Origin of the sequence: Georgenia sp. SUBG003, assembly GCF_000715355.2 — a bacterium.
Classification (GTDB): domain Bacteria; phylum Actinomycetota; class Actinomycetes; order Actinomycetales; family Actinomycetaceae; genus Georgenia.
In genome coordinates this window covers 2,547,978-2,566,876 of the sequence record NZ_CP180204.1, presented here as the reverse complement: position 1 = coordinate 2,566,876, position 18,899 = coordinate 2,547,978, and the positions used below count along the sequence as shown (strand labels likewise).

Sequence of the window (18,899 nt, the reverse complement as noted above, 5' to 3'; positions counted from 1 at the left end):
CGCGCGACCGCGGCGTCGGCTCAGCCCCGCTCGGCGCGTGCGGCGATCCGGGCGGGGCTGGAGTGCCACAGCCACGCGATGCCGAGCAGGGGAAGGACGGCCGGCACGAAGCCGTACCCGCTGCCGAACCGGGACCAGACCGTGTCGTCCGGGAACAGGCCGGGGGCCGTCAGGCTCAGCGTGCCCACCGCGAGGACACCCACGAGCTCGAAGACCACGGCCGTCCAGCCGAGCCGCCTCATGCGGCGGCCGTTGTGGGCGAGGGCGACGGTCGCGACGACGTACACCAGGCCGGCCACGGCCGAGAGGGCGTACGCGAGCGGCGCCTCGTGCGCCCTGGTGATCAGCTGCACACCGGCGCGGGCCGTGGCCGCCACCGCGAAGATCCCGTACACGAGGATCAGCACCCGGCCCAGGCCGTAGGCGGGGCGGCGGGTGTCCACGGCCGAGGTGGTGACGACCTCCTCGCGGCCCGGTCGCAGGGTCGCCCCGTCGTTCGTGCTCATCTCGTCTCCGCTCACGCCGTCCACACCTGCCACACCCGCGCCTGCATCGCCAGGACGGCCACGCAGACGACCAGCAGCGCCACGGAGCTGGTACGGGTACGGTCGGCCATCGCCCACACCGCCGCCACCGGCAGCAGGAACAGCGCGGTGACCAGGTAGCCCCAGAACGTCCACGGCTCGCTGGCGGTGTGCCCGCCGGCGCCCGCGACCAGAGCCACGACCACCTGGGCGAGCAGCGCCGCCTCGACGACGCCGGCCCCGACGAGCTGCTTGAACAGCACGGGCCGGCCGCGCACCGCGAACCACGCCGCCCACAGGCCGAGCGCGCCGGCGAGGACGGAGGTGATCAGGACGGTGGCGAGCACCCCGGGAGATTACCGCCCGGCGGCGGCCCGGCTAGCATTCGGGACGTGACCGACCTCAAGCTCAGCACCAAGGATCCCGCCCGCACCAGCGCCGACGCGATCGTCCTCGCCGTCGCCCAGGACGACGACGGCCCCCGTCTCCTCCGGGCCGGGCTGCCGCCGAGGTCCGTCGGCACGCTCGGTGAGCTCCTGCCGGCGCTCGGCGTGACGGGAAAGGTCGACGAGGTGGTCCGGGTGCCCGCGGGTGACGGGATCGCCGCCACCGTCGTCGTGCTCACGGGCGTGGGCAGGCTCGCGGACGGCCTGGTCGGTCCCGAGGCGCTGCGCCGCGCGGCCGGCGCCGCCGTGCGCTCGCTCGCCGGGTCCGCCGACGTCGTCCTCGCCCTGCCGGCCGACGACGCGGCCGAGGTCGGCGCGGTCGCGGAGGGTGCCCTGCTCGGGGCGTACCGCTTCGACCACTACCGCACCAGCGATCCCGTTCCCGTGGCCCGGATCGAGCTCGCGACCCCGGCGGCACGGCAGAAGGAGAGCCGCGCGGCCCTCGCCCGCGCCCAGGCGGTGGCCGACGGCGTGCGCGGCGTGCGCGACCTGGTCAACGCCTCGCCCAGGCACCTGTACCCGCAGTCCTTCGCCGAGGAGGCGGTCGCGGCGGCCAGGGGCTCGCGCGTGAAGGTCACCGTGCTCGACGAGAAGCAGCTCGCCGCCGGCGGCTACGGCGGGATCCTCGGGGTCGGTCAGGGCTCCGCCCGACCGCCCCGCCTCGTCAAGGTGGTCCACTCCCCCGCCCGCGCCCGGGCGCACTACGCCCTCGTCGGCAAGGGCATCACGTTCGACTCGGGCGGCCTGTCGCTCAAGCCCGCCAAGGGCATGGAGAACATGAAGGACGACATGGCCGGTGCCGCCACCGTGCTGCACACCGTCCTGGCCGCCGCCGCGCTCGACCTGCCGGTGAAGGTCACCGGATGGCTCGCCCTCGCGGAGAACATGCCGGGCGGCGCCGCCCAGCGGCCCTCCGACGTCGTCACCATGCGTGACGGCACGACCGTCGAGGTGCTCAACACCGACGCAGAGGGCCGTCTCGTCATGGCCGACGCCCTCGCGGCGGCCCGCGAGGAGAAGCCCGACACGGTGATCGACATCGCGACCCTCACCGGCGCCAGATGGTCGCCCTCGGCAGCCGTGTCGGCGCGGTGATGGGATCGGACGGCGTCCGTGACGACGTCGTCGGGGCCGCCCAGGCCGCAGGCGAGCACTTCTGGCCCATGCCGTTGCCCGAGGAGCTGCGCGAGTCGCTGAAGTCGCCCGTGGCCGACATCGCCAACATGGGCGACCGCTACGGCGGCATGCTCGTGGCGGGGCTGTTCCTGAAGGAGTTCGTCGGCGATCTGCCCTGGGCCCACCTCGATGTCGCCGGGCCGGCCTACAACGAGGGTGGTCCCTACGGCTACACCCCCAAGGGTGGGACAGGCATGGGGCTGCGCACCCTGCTCGGCCTGCTCGAGGCCGCGGCGCAGTCCTGACCACGCCCGGGCCTGCGCGGCGGGCGTCACCCGGTACGCCCGCCGCGGGTGTCCGCGCGCCCGCGTGTGACGGAGGGCATCCGCTCGGTGTGACGCTCGCGGCACGGGCCGAATGGGCCTGGACGAGGTTTGGGTGAAACAATGACCGCGAACCTGACCCAGACAGGGTCCTTTGCGCGCTCGAGGAGAGGTACGTGGCTGAAACGCAGGAGTACGACATCGTCATCCTGGGAGCGGGTAGCGGCGGCTACGCGGCGGCGCTCCGGGCGGCCGAGCTCGACCTGAAGGTCGCGCTGATCGAGGCCGACAAGCTCGGCGGCACCTGCCTGCACCGCGGCTGCATCCCGACGAAGGCGCTGCTGCACTCCGCCGAGGTGGCCGACACCATCCGCGAGAGCGCGGGCGTGGGCGTCAAGAGCTCCCTCGAGGGCATCGACGTCAGCGCGGTGAACTCCTTCAAGGAGGGGATCGTCACCCGTCTCTACAAGGGCCTGCAGGGGCTGGTCTCCTCCCGCAAGGTCGACCTGGTCAACGGGTGGGGCAAGCTCGTCTCGCAGGACACCGTCGAGGTGAACGGCACCCGCTACCGCGGCAAGCACGTCATCCTCGCCTCCGGCTCCTACTCCAGGTCGCTGCCCGGCCTCGAGATCGGCGGCCGGGTCCTGACCTCCGAGCAGGCCCTCGAGCTCGACTTCGTCCCGAAGAGCGCGATCGTCCTGGGCGGCGGCGTCATCGGCGTGGAGTTCGCCTCCGTGTGGAACTCCTTCGGCACCGACGTCACCATCATCGAGGGCCTGCCCAACCTGGTCCCGAACGAGGACGTGGCGCTGTCGAAGGGGCTGGAGCGGGCGTTCCGCAAGCGCAAGATCGCCTTCCACACCAAGACCATGTTCTCCGGCGTCGAGCAGACCGACGACGGCGTGAAGGTCACCACCCAGGACGGCAAGACGTTCGAGGCCGAGCTCCTCCTCGTCGCCGTGGGCCGCGGCCCGGCCACCGCCAACCTCGGCTACGAGGAGAACGGCATCCCCATGGAGCGCGGCTTCGTGCTCACCGACGAGCGCCTGCACACGGGCGTCGGCAACGTCTACGCAGTCGGCGACATCGTTCCCGGCCTCCAGCTCGCCCACCGCGGCTTCCAGCAGGGGATCTTCGTGGCCGAGGAGATCGCAGGCCTCAACCCGGCGCCGATCGTCGAGTCCGGCATTCCGCGGGTGACGTACTGCGAGCCCAACGTGGCCTCCGTCGGGCTCACCGAGGCGGAGGCGAAGGAGACCTACGGCGCGGACAACGTCGTCGCCCTCGAGTACAACCTGGGCGGCAACGGCAAGTCCCAGATCCTCCAGACGCAGGGCTTCGTCAAGCTCGTGCGCGAGAAGGACGGCCCGATCGTCGGGGTCCACATGCTCGGTGCGCGTCTCGGCGAGCTCATCGGTGAGGGCCAGCTGATCGTGAACTGGGAGGCCTACCCCGAGGACGTCGCCGCACTTGTCCACGCTCACCCGACGCAGGACGAGGCCCTGGGCGAGGCTGCCCTGGCCCTGGCCGGCAAGCCGCTGCACGCGCACAACTGACCCGATCGAAGGAGATTCCAGGACATGTCTGAGTCCGTGAAGATGCCCGCGCTGGGCGAGTCCGTCACCGAGGGCACCGTCACGCGGTGGCTCAAGGCGGTCGGGGAGACGGTCGAGGTCGACGAGCCGCTGCTCGAGGTCTCCACCGACAAGGTCGACACCGAGGTGCCCTCCCCCGTCGCCGGCACCGTCGAGAAGATCCTCGTCGAGGAGGACGAGACGGTCGAGGTGGGCACCGAGCTCGCCGTGATCGGTGACGGCTCGGGCGCCTCCGGCGCCGAGCAGGCTCCCCAGGAGCAGGGCACGAGCGGCGAGCCGGACACCGCCCCTGCCGCCGGCGGCCAGCCGGCCGCCGAGGAGGTCGAGGCCGCACAGCCTGCGGCCGAGGAGGCGAGGCCCGCGGAGCAGGCCAAGGACGAGGCCACAGCCTCCGCGCCGTCCGGCGGCGACACCTCCGGCGAGGCCGTGAAGATGCCCGCGCTGGGTGAGTCCGTCACCGAGGGCACCGTCACCCGCTGGCTCAAGGCCGAGGGCGACACGGTCGAGGTCGACGAGCCGCTGCTCGAGGTCTCCACCGACAAGGTCGACACCGAGGTGCCGTCGCCCGTGGCGGGCACCGTGGTGAAGATCCTCGTCCAGGAGGACGAGACCGTCGAGGTCGGCACCGACCTCGCGATCGTCGGTGCGGCCGGCGCCACCGCTCCGGCGGCCGAGGCCCCCAAGGAGGAGCCGAGGACCGAGGCCCCCGAGGCGGAGTCGAAGGCCGAGGCCCCCGCGGAGCAGCCGACCGCTGCGGAGCCCGTTTCCGAGGCCCCGAAGGAGCAGCCGCGGACCGGCGCCGCGCAGCCCGCCGAGGCGCGACCAGATCGAGGCCTTCGCCGGCCGGGTCGAGGTGGAGCAGGCCTGACCGGGAGGACTCCCCTCGCCTGGGGCCGGGGTGAGCCCCCGCGAGCGGCAGCGGCGCGGGCCGCCGCTCGCGCCTGGGCTGCACCGTAAGTGAGGTTGCGCAGACGCAGTCGGCCTCGACCAACTTCATCTGCCCAACCCCACTTTCCGAGCAGGTGCGCGTGCGGGGCGAGCAGCGGGCACGGGAGCGAGCAGCGGGCACGGGGCCGGGCGCGGTCACGGGCGCCGCAGCGCGCGGAATCCCTCACCGTTCCGGTGGCTCGCCCGGCCCGGCGCGGCCACGATGAAGATCCCGACCCGGAGGTGTGCGATGACCTCGCTGTGGCTCGACCGACCCGACCTCCCCAGCTTCCCGACGATCCCGGCGGGGCGCTCCTACGACGTCGTCGTCGTGGGCGGCGGCCTGACGGGCCTGACGACGGCGCTGCTGCTCGCGCGCGCGGGCGCGTCCGTCGCCGTGGTCGAGGCCCGGCGCCTCGGCGCCGTCGCCACCGGCAACAGCACGGGAAAGATCACGCTGCTGCAGGGCACCAAGCTGGCGCGGGTCGCCCGCCGCCACTCCTCCGCCACGCTGCGCACCTACGTCGAGGCGAACGCCGAGGGGCAGCAGTGGCTCCTGCGCTACTGCGACGAGCACGGCGTCCCGTACCAGCGGCGGCCCGACCTCGTCGTCGCGCAGAGCGAGGAGGGCCGCGACACCGTGGGCGACATCCACGACGCCGCGCACGAGGCGCGTCTGCCCGTGGAGTGGGTCGAGGACGCCGGGCTGCCGTTCCCGACCTTCGGTGCCGCGCGGCTGCCCGACCAGGCACAGCTCGACACGGTGGACGTCGTGCTGGCCCTGGCGCGCGACGTCGAGCGGCACGGCGGGGAGATCTTCGAGGGCAGCCGCGTGACCGGGCTGCACCAGGGATCCCCGAACCGCGTCAGGGTCGGGGACGTGGAGGTCGAGGCGGACCGTGTGGTCCTGGCCACCGGCACGCCCGTGCTCGACCGCGGGGGCTTCTTCGCCCGGCTCGCCCCGAGCCGCACGCACGCCCTCGCCCTGGACGTCCCGGGACCGCTGCCTCAGGTCACGGCCATCACGGGGGACGCGCCGTTCCGCTCCCTGCGCACGGCTCCGGCCGCCGGCGGCGAACGTTTGGTGGTCGCCGGCGCCGGTCACCCGACCGGCCGGGCGGTGTCGACCCAGGAGATGGTCATGGAGCTGACCCGCTGGGTCACCCGCCACTTCCCCGGAGCCACGCCCACCCACGCCTGGGCCGCGCAGGACTACCGCGGCACCGACGAGCTGCCGTCGGTGGGGCCGCTGCTCCCTCGCTCGGACCGGGTGCTCGTGGCCACGGGCTTCGACAAGTGGGGGCTCACCATGGGTGTGGCCGCCGCCCTGGCGATGTCCTCGGCGATCCTCGAGGGCCAGATGATCTGGACACACCCCTTGCGGACCTGGCGCCCGGGCGGCCTGTTCGGGCTCGACCGGTTCGTGGCGCTCAACGCCGGCGTCGCGTCCCGGCTCACGAGGGACAGGCTCAGTCCGCGGGTCCACACCTCCGACGTCGTCCCGCCCGAGGGTCAGGGCCGCGTCGAGCGGGACGCGGGCCGGGACGTCGCGGTCAGCACCGTCGACGGCGAGACCCGGCGGCTCTCCGCCACGTGCACGCACCTGGGCGGCGTGGTGTCCTGGAACGACGCCGAACGCAGCTGGGACTGCCCGCTGCACGGCTCACGGTTCGCGGCCGACGGCCGCGTGCTCGAGGGGCCCGCCACGTGCGCACTGCGCGCGGTCGACCGCGGGCACAGGCAGGAGTGACGGCTACGGACCGAGAGGAACTCATGGGGGGACCACGGAGCGGCGCTGACGGAACTGACCACGGAGAGAAGGGCCGACGACGGCGTGCCCGGCCCGGCGTCGTCCCTCCCCCGGGCCTCGGTGCGCGAGACGGTGGCGGTGGCCGCCGGCGTGCTCGCGCCGATGCTGGCCCAGGGCGTCATCGTCCGCCGTCCCGCCGTGACGGCCCTCGCCGACCGCCTTCAGGTGGACCGGCGCGCCGCCGGGATCCTCCGCCGGCTGCGGGACCGGCACGGCCCCGGGCCGGTGCTGCTGCGCATCCCGGGACGTGACCTCGCCGTCGTCCTGGACCCGGGCGACGTCGAGCGCCTGCTCGCCGGCGCCCCGCGCCCGTTCACGCCGGCGAACCGCGAGAAGCGGGCGGCGCTGCGGCACTTCCAGCCGTACGGGGTGCTGATCTCCGACGACGCCGGACGCTCGGTCCGCCGCCCGTGGAACGAGGAGGTGCTCGACCACGGCGCCGGTCTGCACCGCCTGCACGAGCATCTCGTGCGGGTCGTCGCCGAGGAGGTCGCGGAACTTGCCGGGGAGGAGGCCGGCTCGACCGCGGGAGAGGCACGCTCGGCCGCGGGTCGGGCAGGCTCGGCCGCGGGCCCGGCCGGCTCGACCGCGGGAGGGCCGGCTCGGTCGCGGGCCCGGTCCTGACGTGGGACCGCTTCCATCAGGTGTTCTGGCGCATCGTCCGCCGCGTGGCGCTCGGGGACGCCGCCCGGGACGACGAGCGCGTCACCGAGCTCATGACGCTCCTGCGCGCCCAGGCCAACTGGGCGTTCCTGCACCCGCGCAGCACCCGGCGCCTGCGGGAGCTCGGCGAGCGCCTCCGCACGTACGTCGCGGATGCCGACCCGCGTCAGCGTGGCGCGGCCACCGACCACGGCGGCCGCGGCGGCGGCGGGGGCCGCCGCCTTCCGCCGGTTGTGGCGGTTGGTGAGGATGACGAACGCCTGGACGAGGGCGACGATGCCGGCGCGATCATGAAGCCGTGCGGGATGTACTCCCCGCTGAGGGAGAACTCGGCCATGCCCGGGAGGACGTTGATGTACTGGTTGACCATGAGGCCGACGCCGAACATCAGCAGCGCCGCGACGTTGCCGATGAGCGCGACGCCGGCGGCGGAGGCGCTGAGGCCGACCCAGGAGATCACCGCGCCGGCGACGCCGCTGACGAGCAGGACGACGGCGCGCCGCCCGCCCTCGTCGCCGGCCTTGATCGTCTCCGCGGCGGCGATGCCCGGCGGCCACGCCGCGGTGGCGGGGAGGAACCGGGAGCCGAACGTCCGGTAGAGCACCCAGGAGTCGACGGCGAGCCCGCCGGCGGCCCCGAGCAGCAGCGGCCAGACGAGGTCGACGCGGCCGAACGCCCACCCGATGGCGATCGGGGTGAGCAGGGCGTTGGCGGCCCCGAACGTGGCCGAGGAGATCGCCGTCTGGGCGAGGTTCTGCCGGTTGGTGTCACGGAACTGGCCGAATCCCCAGATCCCGATGCGGCCGATGAGCATCGCGACGAGCGCCCCGATGACCGAGGTGTTCGCGGAGATGCCGAGGGTGGTGACGAGGTGGAGGCCGATGAACGCGCCGAGGACGGAGAGCAGGACCGTCACGACGAGCGTGCGCGGGGCGAAGGCGCTCGGGTGTCGCAGGGGCGCGGTGCCCGTCTGCATGCTGGTGGCTTCTGAAGCCATGGCGGTGACCTTCCGGGTCGAGGTGGGGGTGTGCGGCGCGCTCAGCCGTGGAGGGTCTCTCCGAGGTCCGAGGCGGTGGCGAGCACGGCGGTGATGATCTCCTCCGACCGTGCCTGCATGTACTCGGGCGGCCCGAGGGCGCTGACCGAGCCGAAGACGGAGTTCTCCACGCGCACGGGGGCCGAGATGGCCATGACCCGCGCGTCGAACTCGCCGACGGACATGGCGTAGCCGTCCTGCCTGGCCTGCTCGTGGCTGCGGAGCAGGTCGGCCTCGGCGACGCCGTCGGCGTGCTCGTGGGCGGCGAGCAGGTCGGCGGGGGGTGATGGTGGGGTGGAACGCGAAGATGGCGTGGCCGGAGGCGCCCAGGTGGCCGGGGTAGGAGCTGCCCACCGAGGCGGCGTAGCGCAGCATCCCCGGGCCGTCGGCCGCGGCGACGGTGCGGTACCGCACGCCGTCGGGCACGCACAGCACGGTGCTCTCGCCGGTGACCCGCGAGAGGGCCTGCAGGTGCGGCTCGACCCGGCGGCGGATCCCGGGGCTGTGCTCGGCGCGGTGGCCGAGCACCACGAGGGCGGGGCCGAGCGTGTACTGGCGGGTGGCGGCGTCGAACACGGTGAAGCCCTGCCGGGCGAGGGTCGTGAGCATCCGGTGGACCTGCGACTTGTCGAGGCCGAGCTCGGTGGCGAGCTCCGTGACGCCGCGGCCGGGCCGCTCCTCGGTGAAGGCGCGCAGGACCCGCAGGGCCCTGCTCACCGTCAGGAGCTCGCCGCCGCCGCGCTCGACCATGTCCGTCAGGCCTTCCCGACGCCCTGCAGGTGCGTCGCCGGGCCGTAGAGCTCGACCAGCCGGGCGAACTCCTCCTCGTCGTGGAAGGCGAGCTGGCCCGTGCCGAAGCGCTGGGCGACCTCGAGCGCGAAACGGGCGGCGAGGGCGATGTCGGTCTCGTGGCTGGCGCCGGTGGCGCTGCCGGCGACGGCGGTCTCCGTCGTCAGGGCGACGCCGACCACCGGGACCTCCGCGGCCACGGCCGGCTGGAGGATCGAGTTGATGTGGTACAGGCCGTTGGCGTACGGGGTGATGTCCTGCGTGGACAGGGGGAAGACCTGGGCGGCGACGCCGCACACCGTCTCGTAGGTCGCGACGAGGTCCGGGCTGACGGGCAGGATGTAGCCCTGCCGCACCGTGGGGGAGATCGCGATGCCGCGGTGGTTGATGACGCGGTTGCCCTTGGTGGTGTCGATGGAGACGATCGCGTCCATCTCGGGCAGGACCTCGTTGTCGTTCATCGCGCCCATGTCCACCGGCGAGTCCATGAAGGGCACCGGGTCGTGGGGCCTGGTCGGTGCCCACGCGCACACGTGGGTGCCGATGACGACGTCGCCCGGGAGCTGGTCGCCCCGGCCGAGCATGTGCAGCAGCTTGGCGGCCAGCGCGAGGGCGGCCGTCGCGCCGTCGCCGTCGGAGACGTAGCCGACGAGCTCGGGCCGGGCGCCGACGCCGCCGAGGCGGCCGACGACCCCGAGGGTGGGGGGCGTCCCCGCCCGAGATGGCGCCCCGGGTCCCCGGGATCTTGACGGTGACGAAGTCGGTCGAGCCCTTGTCGCCCTCGACGGTGCGGGTCTCCACCGAGACCTGGTCCGCCTTGTCGCCGGCGAGCGCCCGCAGGTGCGCGGCGACGTTCTCGCCCGAGGCCGACGGGTCGTCGAGGAGGTCGAGGATGTCCATGACGTGCTTGAGCATGGTGCCTTTCCTTGGGTGGTGTCGGTGGGCCGCTCAGGCCGTGAGCAGGTGGCTGAGGTCCGTGCCGGTGGCGAGCTCCTGGGGGTCGCGGCCCCGGGCGAAGAGGCGGGCGCCGGCGGGTTCGCCGTCGAGCAGGACCCGGTCCCCGGTGCGCCGGAGCCAGGTGCCCTCGCGCATGGCGAGGACCGGGCCGGGGTTCTCCTCGAGGAACTCGAGGAGCCGCACCTCGCGGGTCTCGCCCTGGTGCGTCGAGGCCGGGTCCGGGTCGAGGTAGTGGGGGTTGATCTGGAACGGCACGAGGCCGAGCGTGCCGAAGGAGCGCGGCTGGACGATCGGCATGTCGTTCGTGGTGCGCAGGCTGGGGCACGCGACGTTCGTGCCGGCGCTGGAGCCGATGTACGGGGTGCCCGCGGCCACGGCCGCCCGGATCGGCTCGAGCAGGCCGCGCGTCTGCAGGGCGTCGGCCAGCCGGAAGGTGTTCCCGCCGCCGACGAAGACCGCCTCGGCGTCGCGGACGAGGGCGGTGGGGTCGCCGTCGTGCGCGCCGCGCACCGCGACGCCGAGCGGCTCCAGGGCCGCGGCCACCTTGGCGGTGTAGGCGTCGTGGTCCTTCAGGGCGAACGGCACGAAGACCAGCTCGCGCACGCCGTCGAGCGTCGCGGCCAGCACGTCCTGGGCGTGCTCGAGGTAGCCGCGGCCGGGGGCCGTGGAGTTCGACAGCAGGAGGAGGTGCATGCCTGACGTGCCTTTCGCCTTCGGATGTGACCCGCAGCATGGGCCGCGGGTGTCCAGCGAGTCAATACTCGTCCCGCAATGTGACAAGCATGTTTCCAATAGCGCAACGCGACGTCACGTAACCCGTCAGGTCTGACGTGAGTGCGCCGCTCGGCGCGGCTCCCGGACATCCGGGACCCACCTGAGCGCGCGCTCCCTCGCACGGGGGAGGGGTGCGGGCCGCGACCACCGTCGCGGGTGATCCGCCCGTGCCCGCCGCGGACGAGGGTGGACGCATGAGATACGCAACCGCTGCCACCACGTACTGGACCCTCGCCGCCGGCGCGGGCCTCCTGCTCGCCGCCACGGGGGCGGACCTGGCGCTCGCGGACCGCCAGGCCGTCCCGACGGCGGCCCTCGCCGGGCTCCTGCCCCTGCCCGTCTTCCTCGTCCTCGCCGCCGTGCTGGCCGCCGTCCTCGCCGGCACCGCGGCCCGGTTCCTCGCCGGCAGGCGCATGGACGACGCCGGAGTCTCGCGGCCGCGGCCGGACGCCGGGCCGGTGGTCGGGGGAGCCGTCGCCGGTGCCACGCTGGCCCTGCTCACGCTCACCGCCGGGCTGCTGGCGTTCGTGGGGTACCTGCCCATCGCCGTCGTCATGGCGCCGTTCCACGACGGCATGCGCGCCGCCCTCGGCAACTCGGTGGACGCCAGCCTGGTGGTCCAGCTGGTCGTCGTCGCCGGGGTGCTGCTGTGGGGGCGGCGGCCCGTGAGCACCTGCGGCGCCGCCCGGCCGCGGTGCCGTCGTGGGCGCGGCCCGAGTCCGCAGCCCGGTGGGGGAGGTGGGCGGTGGCCGTCGCCGTCGTGCCGCCGCTGGCGTACGCGTTCACCCGGTTCGCCTGGATGGTCTACCCGCTCGGGTTCGACCGGGAGTACTGGGAGGCGGCGCGGGGGGGACGGCTCGCTGCTGGCCGGGGTGTGGCTGGGCGCGTTCGCCGTCGTGGGTGCTCTTCTCACCCTCGGCCTCGTCCAGCGGTGGGGCGAGGTGGTCCCGTCCTGGGTGCCGGTGCTCGGCGGCCGCCGGGTGCCGCCCGCGGCGGCCGTGGTGCCGGCGACGTTCGTCTCCGTCGTGCTGGTGCCCGCCGGGATCTCGATGACGCGCCAGGTCTTTGGGCGCGACGTCGGGCAGGAGATCGTGGAGAACTGGGCCGCGGCGGGACCGACGTTCCTGTGGCCGGTGTGGGGGCTGGCGCTCGGAGCGGCCACGCTGGCGTACGCGCTGCGCCGTGCCGGCGAAGGACGGGCGTCGGTGGCTCAGGACCAGGCCGATTCGGTGAGGGGCTGAGCCGGTGGGCCGGTGCGCCTGAACGCCGCTCCGGCGACTCCGCCCTTCCTGCGTCAGCGGGGACGACCGAGGGTGGCCAGGAGGTCCTCGTGGAGCTCGAACCAGACTCGGTGAGCGGACTCCCGATCGGTCGCCGCCACCCAGGCGGGATCAGCTCGTGCGCGGTCGACGGCGGCGCAGAACCGCTCGTGGTAGCCGCCGAACCGCGGGAGCTGGCGCACCAGTTGCTCCTCCAGCACTGCCCAGCTTTCGGCGGCGCGGGAGAGGTCGCCGATGACGTCGGCCAGGCGCGCGGGCGGCTCGGAGATGCCCAGCTCGGCCAGCTGCCAGCGCGTGCAGGCGTCGGCGACCACGCGGTTGAGCGGCTCGAACGCGGCCATCACGGACTCGACCACGGGGCGGGCGCCCGAGCCCTCCAGCTCCTCGGCCAGGAGTTTCTCCCCGAGCGTCTTGCCCGATTCGGTCAGGGACCAGCCCCCGTCGTCCTCGAACCGGCTCCATGCCACCTGCCCGGCCGCCTGGGCGTCGAGCAGGGCGTCGTCGACCTCGACGGCCGGCACCCCCGCGCGCTCGCTCACGCGGAGGCTTCCGGCATAGCCGAGGAGGCGCACCGCGTGCAGAACGCTCCGCCGGACGTCGTGTCGTGAGGTCATCGGGTCTCCAGTGCGGTGATCGTTCCGGCGCTGCCGTCGACGTCGACGAGCGCGCCGTCGGGCAGGTTCAACGCCGAGCCGACGTCGGTGACAGCGGGGATGCGGAGCTCCCGGGCGACGATCGCCGCGTGGGAGAGGACGCCGCCGCGCGTCGTGACGACCGCCGCGGCACGGGTGAGCAGCGGCGTCCACGCCGGCGACGTGGCCCGGCACACCAGCACCTCACCCGGGACGAACCGGGAGAAGCCGTCCAGGCTGTCGACGATGCGCACGCGGCCCCGGGCGGTGCCCGGGCTTGCGGGCGTGCCTGACAGGAGGCTCACCGCAGCGGTCGTCGGGTCCGGGGCCGGGGCGGCAGAGCCGAGGGCGTCGGTCGGAGTGGTGGTGGCCGGAGCGGTGGTGATCGGGCGGGCCTGCAGCGTCCACACCTGGCCGCCCGCCATCGCCCACTCGACGTCCTGGCCGCCGCCGAGGAGTCGCTCGACGCGCGTTGCGACCCGGCCGACCGCCGCTGCCTGTTCTGCGCCGAGGACCTCCGGGGACCCCGAACGTCTCGGGATGTCGTCGGGCGTGATCTGCCACCTCTCCGGGTGCTCCTCTCCCGACACGAGGCGGTCGCCCAGGCCGCGGACGGCCTCGATCATGACGAGCCGTCGCCCGGTCACGGGATCGCGGGTGAAGGCGACCCCGGCCGCGACCGGGGCAAGCATCCGCTGCACGACGACGGCAACGCCTCCAGGAGCTGACTGGTCGACGGCGGACGCGTACGCGCGCGCCTCCTCGACCGCCGCGGCGGTCCTGCGTACGTGGGCCTCGACCGCGTCGGCCGGCACGTCCAGGCTCGTGCGGAACTGGCCGGCGAACGACGCCTGACGCCCGTCCTCGGCCAACGCCGAGGACCTCACCGCGAAGCGAGACCCGCCCAGGTCCTCCAAGACGTCGGGCAGCTCGCGCTCCCAGCCAGCGCCCGCACCGGCCGGCAGGACGACCCCGTCCGGGACCGCGAACCCGGCTCGTGCCAGCCGCCCCAGCGCCGTTGCCTTTGCCCCGCACGCCGGGCCAGCGTCGCGGAGCGGGACGAACGAGCTCACGACCGAGCATCCTGCCGGGCGAGCACACGCGACATCCGTTGCTGCGCGGCCTGGCCCGACCCCAGCCCGAGCGCGGACGCGATCTGCTGGAACGTGAGGCCCGCTGCCCTCGCGGCGAACAACAGACCCGCCTCGACCTGGTCCAGCTCGGCGCGCGCGGCCCCCAGCAGGCCCAGTCCCGCCGTCACGACCTGCGGGTCGACCCGATCGTCGGCCGCCTTCCAGGCAGCCAACCGGACCAGATCGCTGTCGCTCGTGGGCTGTCCGGCATGCTGCCACGGTCGCCGGGAGAGATCATCCCCGCCGGCAGCACCCAGAACGGCGCGATGGGCGGCGAGAGCAGCCGCGTGGGCATGATCGTTCGAGGCCATAGACCCATCACAGAGGATCAACACTATGTTGTCAACGAAATGTTGGCACGTGGGGGTTGATGCGGGTGCGTCAGTGCTGAAGGTCGCCGCCGTGGTCGCGCACAAGGCCGACGACGCCGACGAAGATCGGACCGGAGAAAAGACCTGTCGGGAACACCCGGAAGGTCCGTACGGTTGACATCGCATCCGGTGGGGCGAGCGCCCCGACGGGACGGTCAGGGGCGAGTGCCCCGCCCCGATGACGAGGCCGGGACGACGATGACGGACAGGCAGACCCGCGGCGCCTCGATCGGCGTGCTGGTGCTGAGCAACGTCCTGGCCGGGATCGGCGTGGCGTCCGGGGCCGCCGTCGGCGCGCTGCTCGCCGAGCAGGTCGGCGGAACGGCCGTCGCCGGGCTCGGGCAGGCGGCGAGCGTGCTCGGCGCCGCCGTCGCGGCCGTCCCGCTGGCCTCCGTGGCCACCCGGCTCGGCCGGCGCTGGGCACTGACGCTCGGCTACCTCCTCGCCACGGTCGGCGGGCTCGTCGTCGTCGGCGCCGCGGTCCTCGACTCCCTCCTGGTCCTCGCCCTCGGGCTCGGGCTCTTCGGCGTCGCCCAGTCGGCCAACCTCCAGAGCCGCTACGCCGCGTCCGACGTCGCCACCCCGGCGACCCGCGCCCGCACCATGTCCGTGGTCATCTGGGCCACCACGATCGGTTCGGTCGCCGGCCCCAACCTCAGCGCCGTGGGCGAGCGGCTGGGGGAGGGGGCCGGGATCACCGGGCTCGCCGGGCCGTACCTGTTCTCGGTGGCCGGTTTCGCGGCCGCGGCCACGGTGCTCGCGCTGCTGTTCCGGCCGGCACCGGCCGAGGCCGAGCCCGGCGCCCCGGCACGCCGTCAGCGCGGGCCACCCTGCCGCCGTGGACGCCGGGATGGAGGTGCTCGACGCCGGCGGGTCCGCCGTCGACGCCGCGGTCGCCACCGCCTTCGCGGTCGCCGTCGTCGAGCCGTTCGCGTCCGGGATCGGCGGGGGCGGCTCCGCCCTCGTCGTGCCGACCGGCGACGGGGAGCCCCAGGCGTACGACTACCGCGAGGTCGTGGCCCAGGACGGCCGGATCCCCGAGAGCGGCACCGGCGTGCCGGGTTTCGTGGCCGGCATGGCCGCGCTGCACGAGGACCACGGCGAGCTGCCCTGGTCCGAGGTGGTCGCACCGGCGATCGAGCTGGCCGCGGACGGGTTCGAGGTCTCGGAGTTCCTCGCTCTTCGCATGCGTAGTGACTACGGGCCCGCCGCCGTGGGCGCCCTCGAGCACTTCTCGCCCGGCGGCGAGCCGCTGGCCGCCGGGGAGCGGCTCGTCCAGGAGGACCTTGCCGGGACGATGCGGACGATCGCCGACGGTGGGGCCGACGCCTTCTACCAGGGCGAGCTCACCGAGGCGCTCACCTCCGTCGACGGGCTCGACGCCGCGACGCTGGCCGGCTACTCCGTGGTCCGCACCGACCCCGTCCGGGGAGAGTTCGGCGACCACACGGTGCTCGCTGCCGCCCCGCCGCTCCCGGGAGCCGGCCTCGTGCAGATGCTGCAGGTCGCGGAGGCGGCCGGCGCGGGGGAGTCCGAGCCCGGCTCGGCCCGCTACGTGGAGCAGCTCTCGCGCGCCTGGCAGGTGGCGGACCGCAGCGTCGACACGGTCGTCGGCGACCCCGCGTTCGTCGACGTGCCTGTCGAGGCACTCACCGACGCCGGACGCAACGCCGAGCTCGCCGCGGACGTGCTGGCGGCGCCGGACGGCGGCGTCTCGGGCGAGGTCGTCGCCGCGCCGGAGCGCGAGGTCGTCCCCGGCAACACGACCCACCTGACGGTCGTCGACTCCGACGGTCTGATGGTGTCGATGACCAACACCATCACCAACTTCTGGGGCTCGGGGGAGATGGTCGGCGGCTTCTTCCTCAACAACCAGCTCTCCCGGTTCGACTCGATCGGCAGCACCGAGGCCAACGAGCCGGCGCCCGGGCGACGCTCCGTCAGCTGGTCATTGCCGACCGTCGTCGTCGACGGCCAGGGGCGCCCGGTCCTCGGGATCGGCTCGCCGGGCGGACGGCAGATCCCCAACGTCCTCGCCAACGTCATCACCCGGTGGGGTCTGCACGGCCAGTCGCTCGCGGACGCCGTCGCCTCGCCGCGGTTCATCCTCGAGGGCTCCACGCTCACGACCGAGACGCGGCCCGGGCCGGAGGACGCCGCGGCGCTCGCCGACCTCGGGTGGAGCGTCGAGGTGGTGCCCGTCGAGGACGCCGTCTTCGGGTCGGTCCAGGCGCTCGAGGTGGACCACGGCACGGGAGAGATCACCGGCACGGCCGACACGAGGCGCGAGGCCGACTTCGCCGTCGGGCAGCCGTAGCGTCAGTGCCGTCCTCGGCTGTGGCGCGGTCGTCACCTTCGCGGCAGGCCCGCCCACCAGCCGCCACGTAGACTCGGCCCACGTGGCTCTCACTATCGGTATCGCCGGACTCCCGAACGTCGGCAAGTCGACCCTGTTCAACGCCCTGACCCGGGCGACGGTGCTCGCGGCGAACTACCCGTTCGCGACGATCGAGCCGAACATCGGCGTCGTCCCGCTGCCGGACCCGCGGCTGGGCAAGCTGGCGGAGATCTTCGGCTCCGAGCGGATCGTCCCGGCCACCGTCTCCTTCGTCGACATCGCCGGCATCGTCAAGGGCGCCTCCGAGGGGGAGGGGCTGGGCAACCAGTTCCTCGCCAACATCCGCGAGGCGGACGCGATCTGCCAGGTCACGCGCGTCTTCCAGGACGGGGACGTCGTCCACGTCGAGGGCAAGGTCGACCCGAAGGACGACATCGAGACCATCTCGACCGAGCTGATCCTCGCCGACCTCCAGACCCTGGAGAAGGCGATCCCGCGGCTGGAGAAGGAGGTCCGTGGGAAGAAGATCGACGCCGAGGTCCTCGAGACCGCGAAGGGCGCCATGGCGCTGCTCGAGGAGGGGACGTTGCTCTCTGCCGGGGCGGCGAAGGCCGGGCTCGACCCCGAGGTCCTCGCGACCTTCCAGCTCATGACGGCCAAGCCGTTCATCTACGTCTTCAACACCGACGACGCCGGCCTGGCGGACGCGGCCATGCAGCAGGAGCTGCGCGACCTCGTCGCCCCGGCCGACGCGATCTTCCTGGACGCGAAGTTCGAGTCCGAGCTCGTCGAGCTCGAGCCCGACGAGGCCGCGGAGATGCTCGCCGAGTCGGGCCAGGAGGAGGCGGGGCTGGACCAGCTGGCCCGCGTCGGCTTCCACACCCTCGGTCTGCAGACCTACCTGACCGCCGGGCCCAAGGAGGCCCGCGCCTGGACCATCCACCAGGGCTGGACCGCCCCGCAGGCCGCCGGCGTCATCCACACCGACTTCGAGCGCGGCTTCATCAAGGCCGAGGTCATCTCCTTCGACGACCTCGTCGAGCTGGGCTCAGTGGCGGAGGCCCGCTCGCACGGCAAGGTGCGCATGGAGGGCAAGGACTACGTCATGCGCGACGGCGACGTCGTGGAGTTCCGCTTCAACGTGTGAATCGGGGCGTTTGCCCAGGGCAGAGCGGTGGCGGGTGCCGCCAGTCCGGACACGGTACGCAAGAGCTACAGCAGACGGACTCGGACCGTGCTGTCATGAGGGCCAAGCTCCGTACCGGGCCGGTTCGAGTCAGCACCTTCGTCGCCCTGTCGAGGGACAGTGAGGACTGCCCCCTTTGGCAGAACGACTCAACTGTCTGACGGCGGACGCGACGGCAGCGGCGCCGGGTCCGGCCCCTCTCCGGCCGGTTCCCGCACGACGAGTGTGAACGCGCTGTCGTTTGGGGTAGGAGCGTCTTCCGAATCTGCCGCGCAGGTCCGCATACCGCCCTTGGCGCTCGACGATCGCGATCAGGCCGGCGTTCACGAGGCTGTCTTAAGTGTGAAGGTGAGGTGAATGACGCCGCTGGGGGGAGGAGACGGCTTCGAGGTCGTACGCGTCCTCGAGGCCCTCCAGGCCGTCCCAGAGCCGGACACCACGGCCGAGCACGATGGGCACCTGCACCAGGTGCATGTGGTCGACGAGCCCCGCGGCGAGGAACTCGCGCACGACCGTGGGGCCGCCGCCGATTCGGACGTCCTGGCCATCGGCGGCTGCGCGGGCGGTCGCCAGGGCCTCGGCCGGGGAGGCGTCGAGGAAGTGGAAGGTGGTGCCACCCTCCATCTCCAGCGGGGGGCGTGGGTGATGGGTGAGCACGAAGGTCGGGGTGTGGAACGGCGGGTTCGCCCCCCACCAGCCCCTCCAGTCCGGGTCGTCCTGCCAGCCGGGAGGGCCGAACTTGTGCGCGCCCATGATCTCGGCTCCGAATCCGATGCTGTGGAGCTGCGCGAACGCGTCGTCAACGCCCGCCGATCCGCCCGCGTCTGCGCCATCCGGGGCGCCTTGCTGCGACCAGAAACGGGTGGCGAACATCCACTCGTGCAGGCGCTCGCCAGCATGTCCGAAGGGGGCCTGTGCGGACTGGGGCTCTCCGGTGGCGAAGCCGTCGAGCGAGATGGACAGGTTATGGATCCGGGTGCGTGACATCTGAGCTCCTCC

At 73.6% G+C, this 18,899-nt stretch carries 15 protein-coding genes and 5 pseudogenes; 10 read left to right on the top strand and 10 right to left on the bottom strand.

Going from position 1 to position 18,899, the window contains the following annotated elements; genetic code table 11:
• Nucleotides 1-20 precede the first annotated feature (20 nt).
• Nucleotides 21-506 (bottom strand): hypothetical protein, encoded by a 486-nt coding sequence (locus tag DA06_RS12965; RefSeq protein WP_052436721.1) that lies wholly within the window; start codon nt 504-506, stop codon nt 21-23.
• 11 nt (nt 507-517) lie between these two features.
• Entirely contained in the window at nt 518-871 is a 354-nt protein-coding gene (locus tag DA06_RS12960; RefSeq protein ID WP_043500715.1) for a hypothetical protein, read from the bottom strand.
• Between the two features lie 45 nt (nt 872-916).
• Here DA06_RS12960 and DA06_RS12955 point away from each other — a divergent pair.
• From DA06_RS12955 to DA06_RS12935, 5 genes and pseudogenes are all read left to right on the top strand, one after another.
• Nucleotides 917-2,391: pseudogene (locus DA06_RS12955) on the top strand (leucyl aminopeptidase).
• Between the two features lie 194 nt (nt 2,392-2,585).
• On the top strand, nt 2,586-3,965 hold the full coding sequence (lpdA, locus tag DA06_RS12950) for a dihydrolipoyl dehydrogenase (RefSeq protein ID WP_043500713.1): 1,380 nt from the start codon (nt 2,586-2,588) through the stop codon (nt 3,963-3,965).
• A gap of 24 nt (nt 3,966-3,989) precedes the next feature.
• A pseudogene (locus tag DA06_RS12945) lies at nt 3,990-4,832 on the top strand (biotin/lipoyl-containing protein); the annotation flags it as partial.
• Nucleotides 4,833-5,181: 349 nt separating this feature from the next.
• Nucleotides 5,182-6,681, top strand: a complete 1,500-nt coding sequence (locus DA06_RS12940) for an FAD-dependent oxidoreductase (RefSeq protein WP_043500707.1) — start codon at nt 5,182-5,184, stop codon at nt 6,679-6,681.
• Nucleotides 6,682-6,765: 84 nt separating this feature from the next.
• Nucleotides 6,766-7,365 (top strand): hypothetical protein, encoded by a 600-nt coding sequence (locus DA06_RS12935; RefSeq protein WP_043500705.1) that lies wholly within the window; start codon nt 6,766-6,768, stop codon nt 7,363-7,365.
• Nucleotides 7,366-8,442: 1,077 nt separating this feature from the next.
• Here DA06_RS12935 and DA06_RS12930 read toward each other — a convergent pair.
• The 3 genes and pseudogenes from DA06_RS12930 to DA06_RS12920 all read right to left on the bottom strand — a co-directional run.
• Nucleotides 8,443-8,625 carry a hypothetical protein gene (locus tag DA06_RS12930; RefSeq protein ID WP_043500695.1) on the bottom strand — a complete coding sequence of 61 codons (183 nt, stop codon included), beginning with the start codon at nt 8,623-8,625 and terminating at the stop codon, nt 8,443-8,445.
• 118 nt (nt 8,626-8,743) lie between these two features.
• Nucleotides 8,744-9,190, bottom strand: a pseudogene (locus DA06_RS12925) (IclR family transcriptional regulator); the annotation flags it as partial.
• A gap of 5 nt (nt 9,191-9,195) precedes the next feature.
• Nucleotides 9,196-9,891: pseudogene (locus DA06_RS12920) on the bottom strand (DUF1177 domain-containing protein); the annotation flags it as partial.
• Between DA06_RS12920 and DA06_RS12915 the strand changes: the two are divergent.
• The gene (locus tag DA06_RS12915) at nt 9,814-9,978 is read left to right on the top strand and encodes a hypothetical protein (RefSeq protein WP_418605201.1); all 165 of its coding nucleotides are present in this window, start codon (nt 9,814-9,816) and stop codon (nt 9,976-9,978) included. The pseudogene DA06_RS12920 and the gene DA06_RS12915 overlap by 78 nt on opposite strands.
• A 199-nt stretch (nt 9,979-10,177) precedes the next feature.
• On the opposite strand, the gene pepE is transcribed toward DA06_RS12915, so the two are convergent.
• Nucleotides 10,178-10,879 carry a dipeptidase PepE gene (gene pepE, locus DA06_RS12910; protein ID WP_043500692.1) on the bottom strand — a complete coding sequence of 234 codons (702 nt, stop codon included), beginning with the start codon at nt 10,877-10,879 and terminating at the stop codon, nt 10,178-10,180.
• Nucleotides 10,880-11,154: 275 nt separating this feature from the next.
• On the opposite strand from pepE, the gene DA06_RS12905 reads away from it, so the two are divergent.
• Nucleotides 11,155-12,201, top strand: a complete 1,047-nt coding sequence (locus DA06_RS12905; RefSeq protein WP_052436720.1) for a hypothetical protein — start codon at nt 11,155-11,157, stop codon at nt 12,199-12,201.
• Between the two features lie 53 nt (nt 12,202-12,254).
• Here DA06_RS12905 and DA06_RS12900 read toward each other — a convergent pair whose 3' ends face one another.
• Genes DA06_RS12900 through DA06_RS12890 form a run of 3 tightly spaced genes read right to left on the bottom strand, consistent with a single transcriptional unit; the run spans nt 12,255 to nt 14,316 of the window.
• A complete protein-coding gene (locus DA06_RS12900; RefSeq protein WP_043500690.1) occupies nt 12,255-12,854 on the bottom strand; it encodes a hypothetical protein in 600 nt (199 codons plus the stop codon).
• On the bottom strand, nt 12,851-13,945 hold the full coding sequence (locus DA06_RS12895) for a PEP/pyruvate-binding domain-containing protein (protein WP_043500688.1): 1,095 nt from the start codon (nt 13,943-13,945) through the stop codon (nt 12,851-12,853). The genes DA06_RS12900 and DA06_RS12895 overlap by 4 nt, the downstream gene beginning before the upstream one ends.
• The gene (locus tag DA06_RS12890; RefSeq protein ID WP_043500697.1) at nt 13,942-14,316 is read right to left on the bottom strand and encodes a hypothetical protein; all 375 of its coding nucleotides are present in this window, start codon (nt 14,314-14,316) and stop codon (nt 13,942-13,944) included. Before DA06_RS12890 ends, DA06_RS12895 begins: the two co-directional genes overlap by 4 nt.
• Before the next feature lie 258 nt (nt 14,317-14,574).
• Between DA06_RS12890 and DA06_RS12885 the strand changes: the two are divergent.
• The 3 genes and pseudogenes from DA06_RS12885 to ychF form a co-directional block, all read left to right on the top strand.
• Nucleotides 14,575-15,204, top strand: a pseudogene (locus tag DA06_RS12885) (MFS transporter); the annotation flags it as partial.
• Nucleotides 15,205-15,226: 22 nt separating this feature from the next.
• A complete protein-coding gene (locus tag DA06_RS12880; protein ID WP_418605199.1) occupies nt 15,227-16,693 on the top strand; it encodes a gamma-glutamyltransferase in 1,467 nt (488 codons plus the stop codon).
• An 82-nt stretch (nt 16,694-16,775) separates the two neighbouring features.
• Nucleotides 16,776-17,861, top strand: a complete 1,086-nt coding sequence (ychF, locus tag DA06_RS12875; RefSeq protein WP_043500671.1) for a redox-regulated ATPase YchF — start codon at nt 16,776-16,778, stop codon at nt 17,859-17,861.
• Nucleotides 17,862-18,236: 375 nt separating this feature from the next.
• Here the strand turns inward: ychF and DA06_RS12870 are convergent, their stop codons facing one another.
• Nucleotides 18,237-18,887: a dihydrofolate reductase family protein gene (locus DA06_RS12870; RefSeq protein ID WP_418605198.1), complete on the bottom strand. Its 651-nt coding sequence runs from the start codon at nt 18,885-18,887 to the stop codon at nt 18,237-18,239.
• Nucleotides 18,888-18,899: the final 12 nt, after the last annotated feature.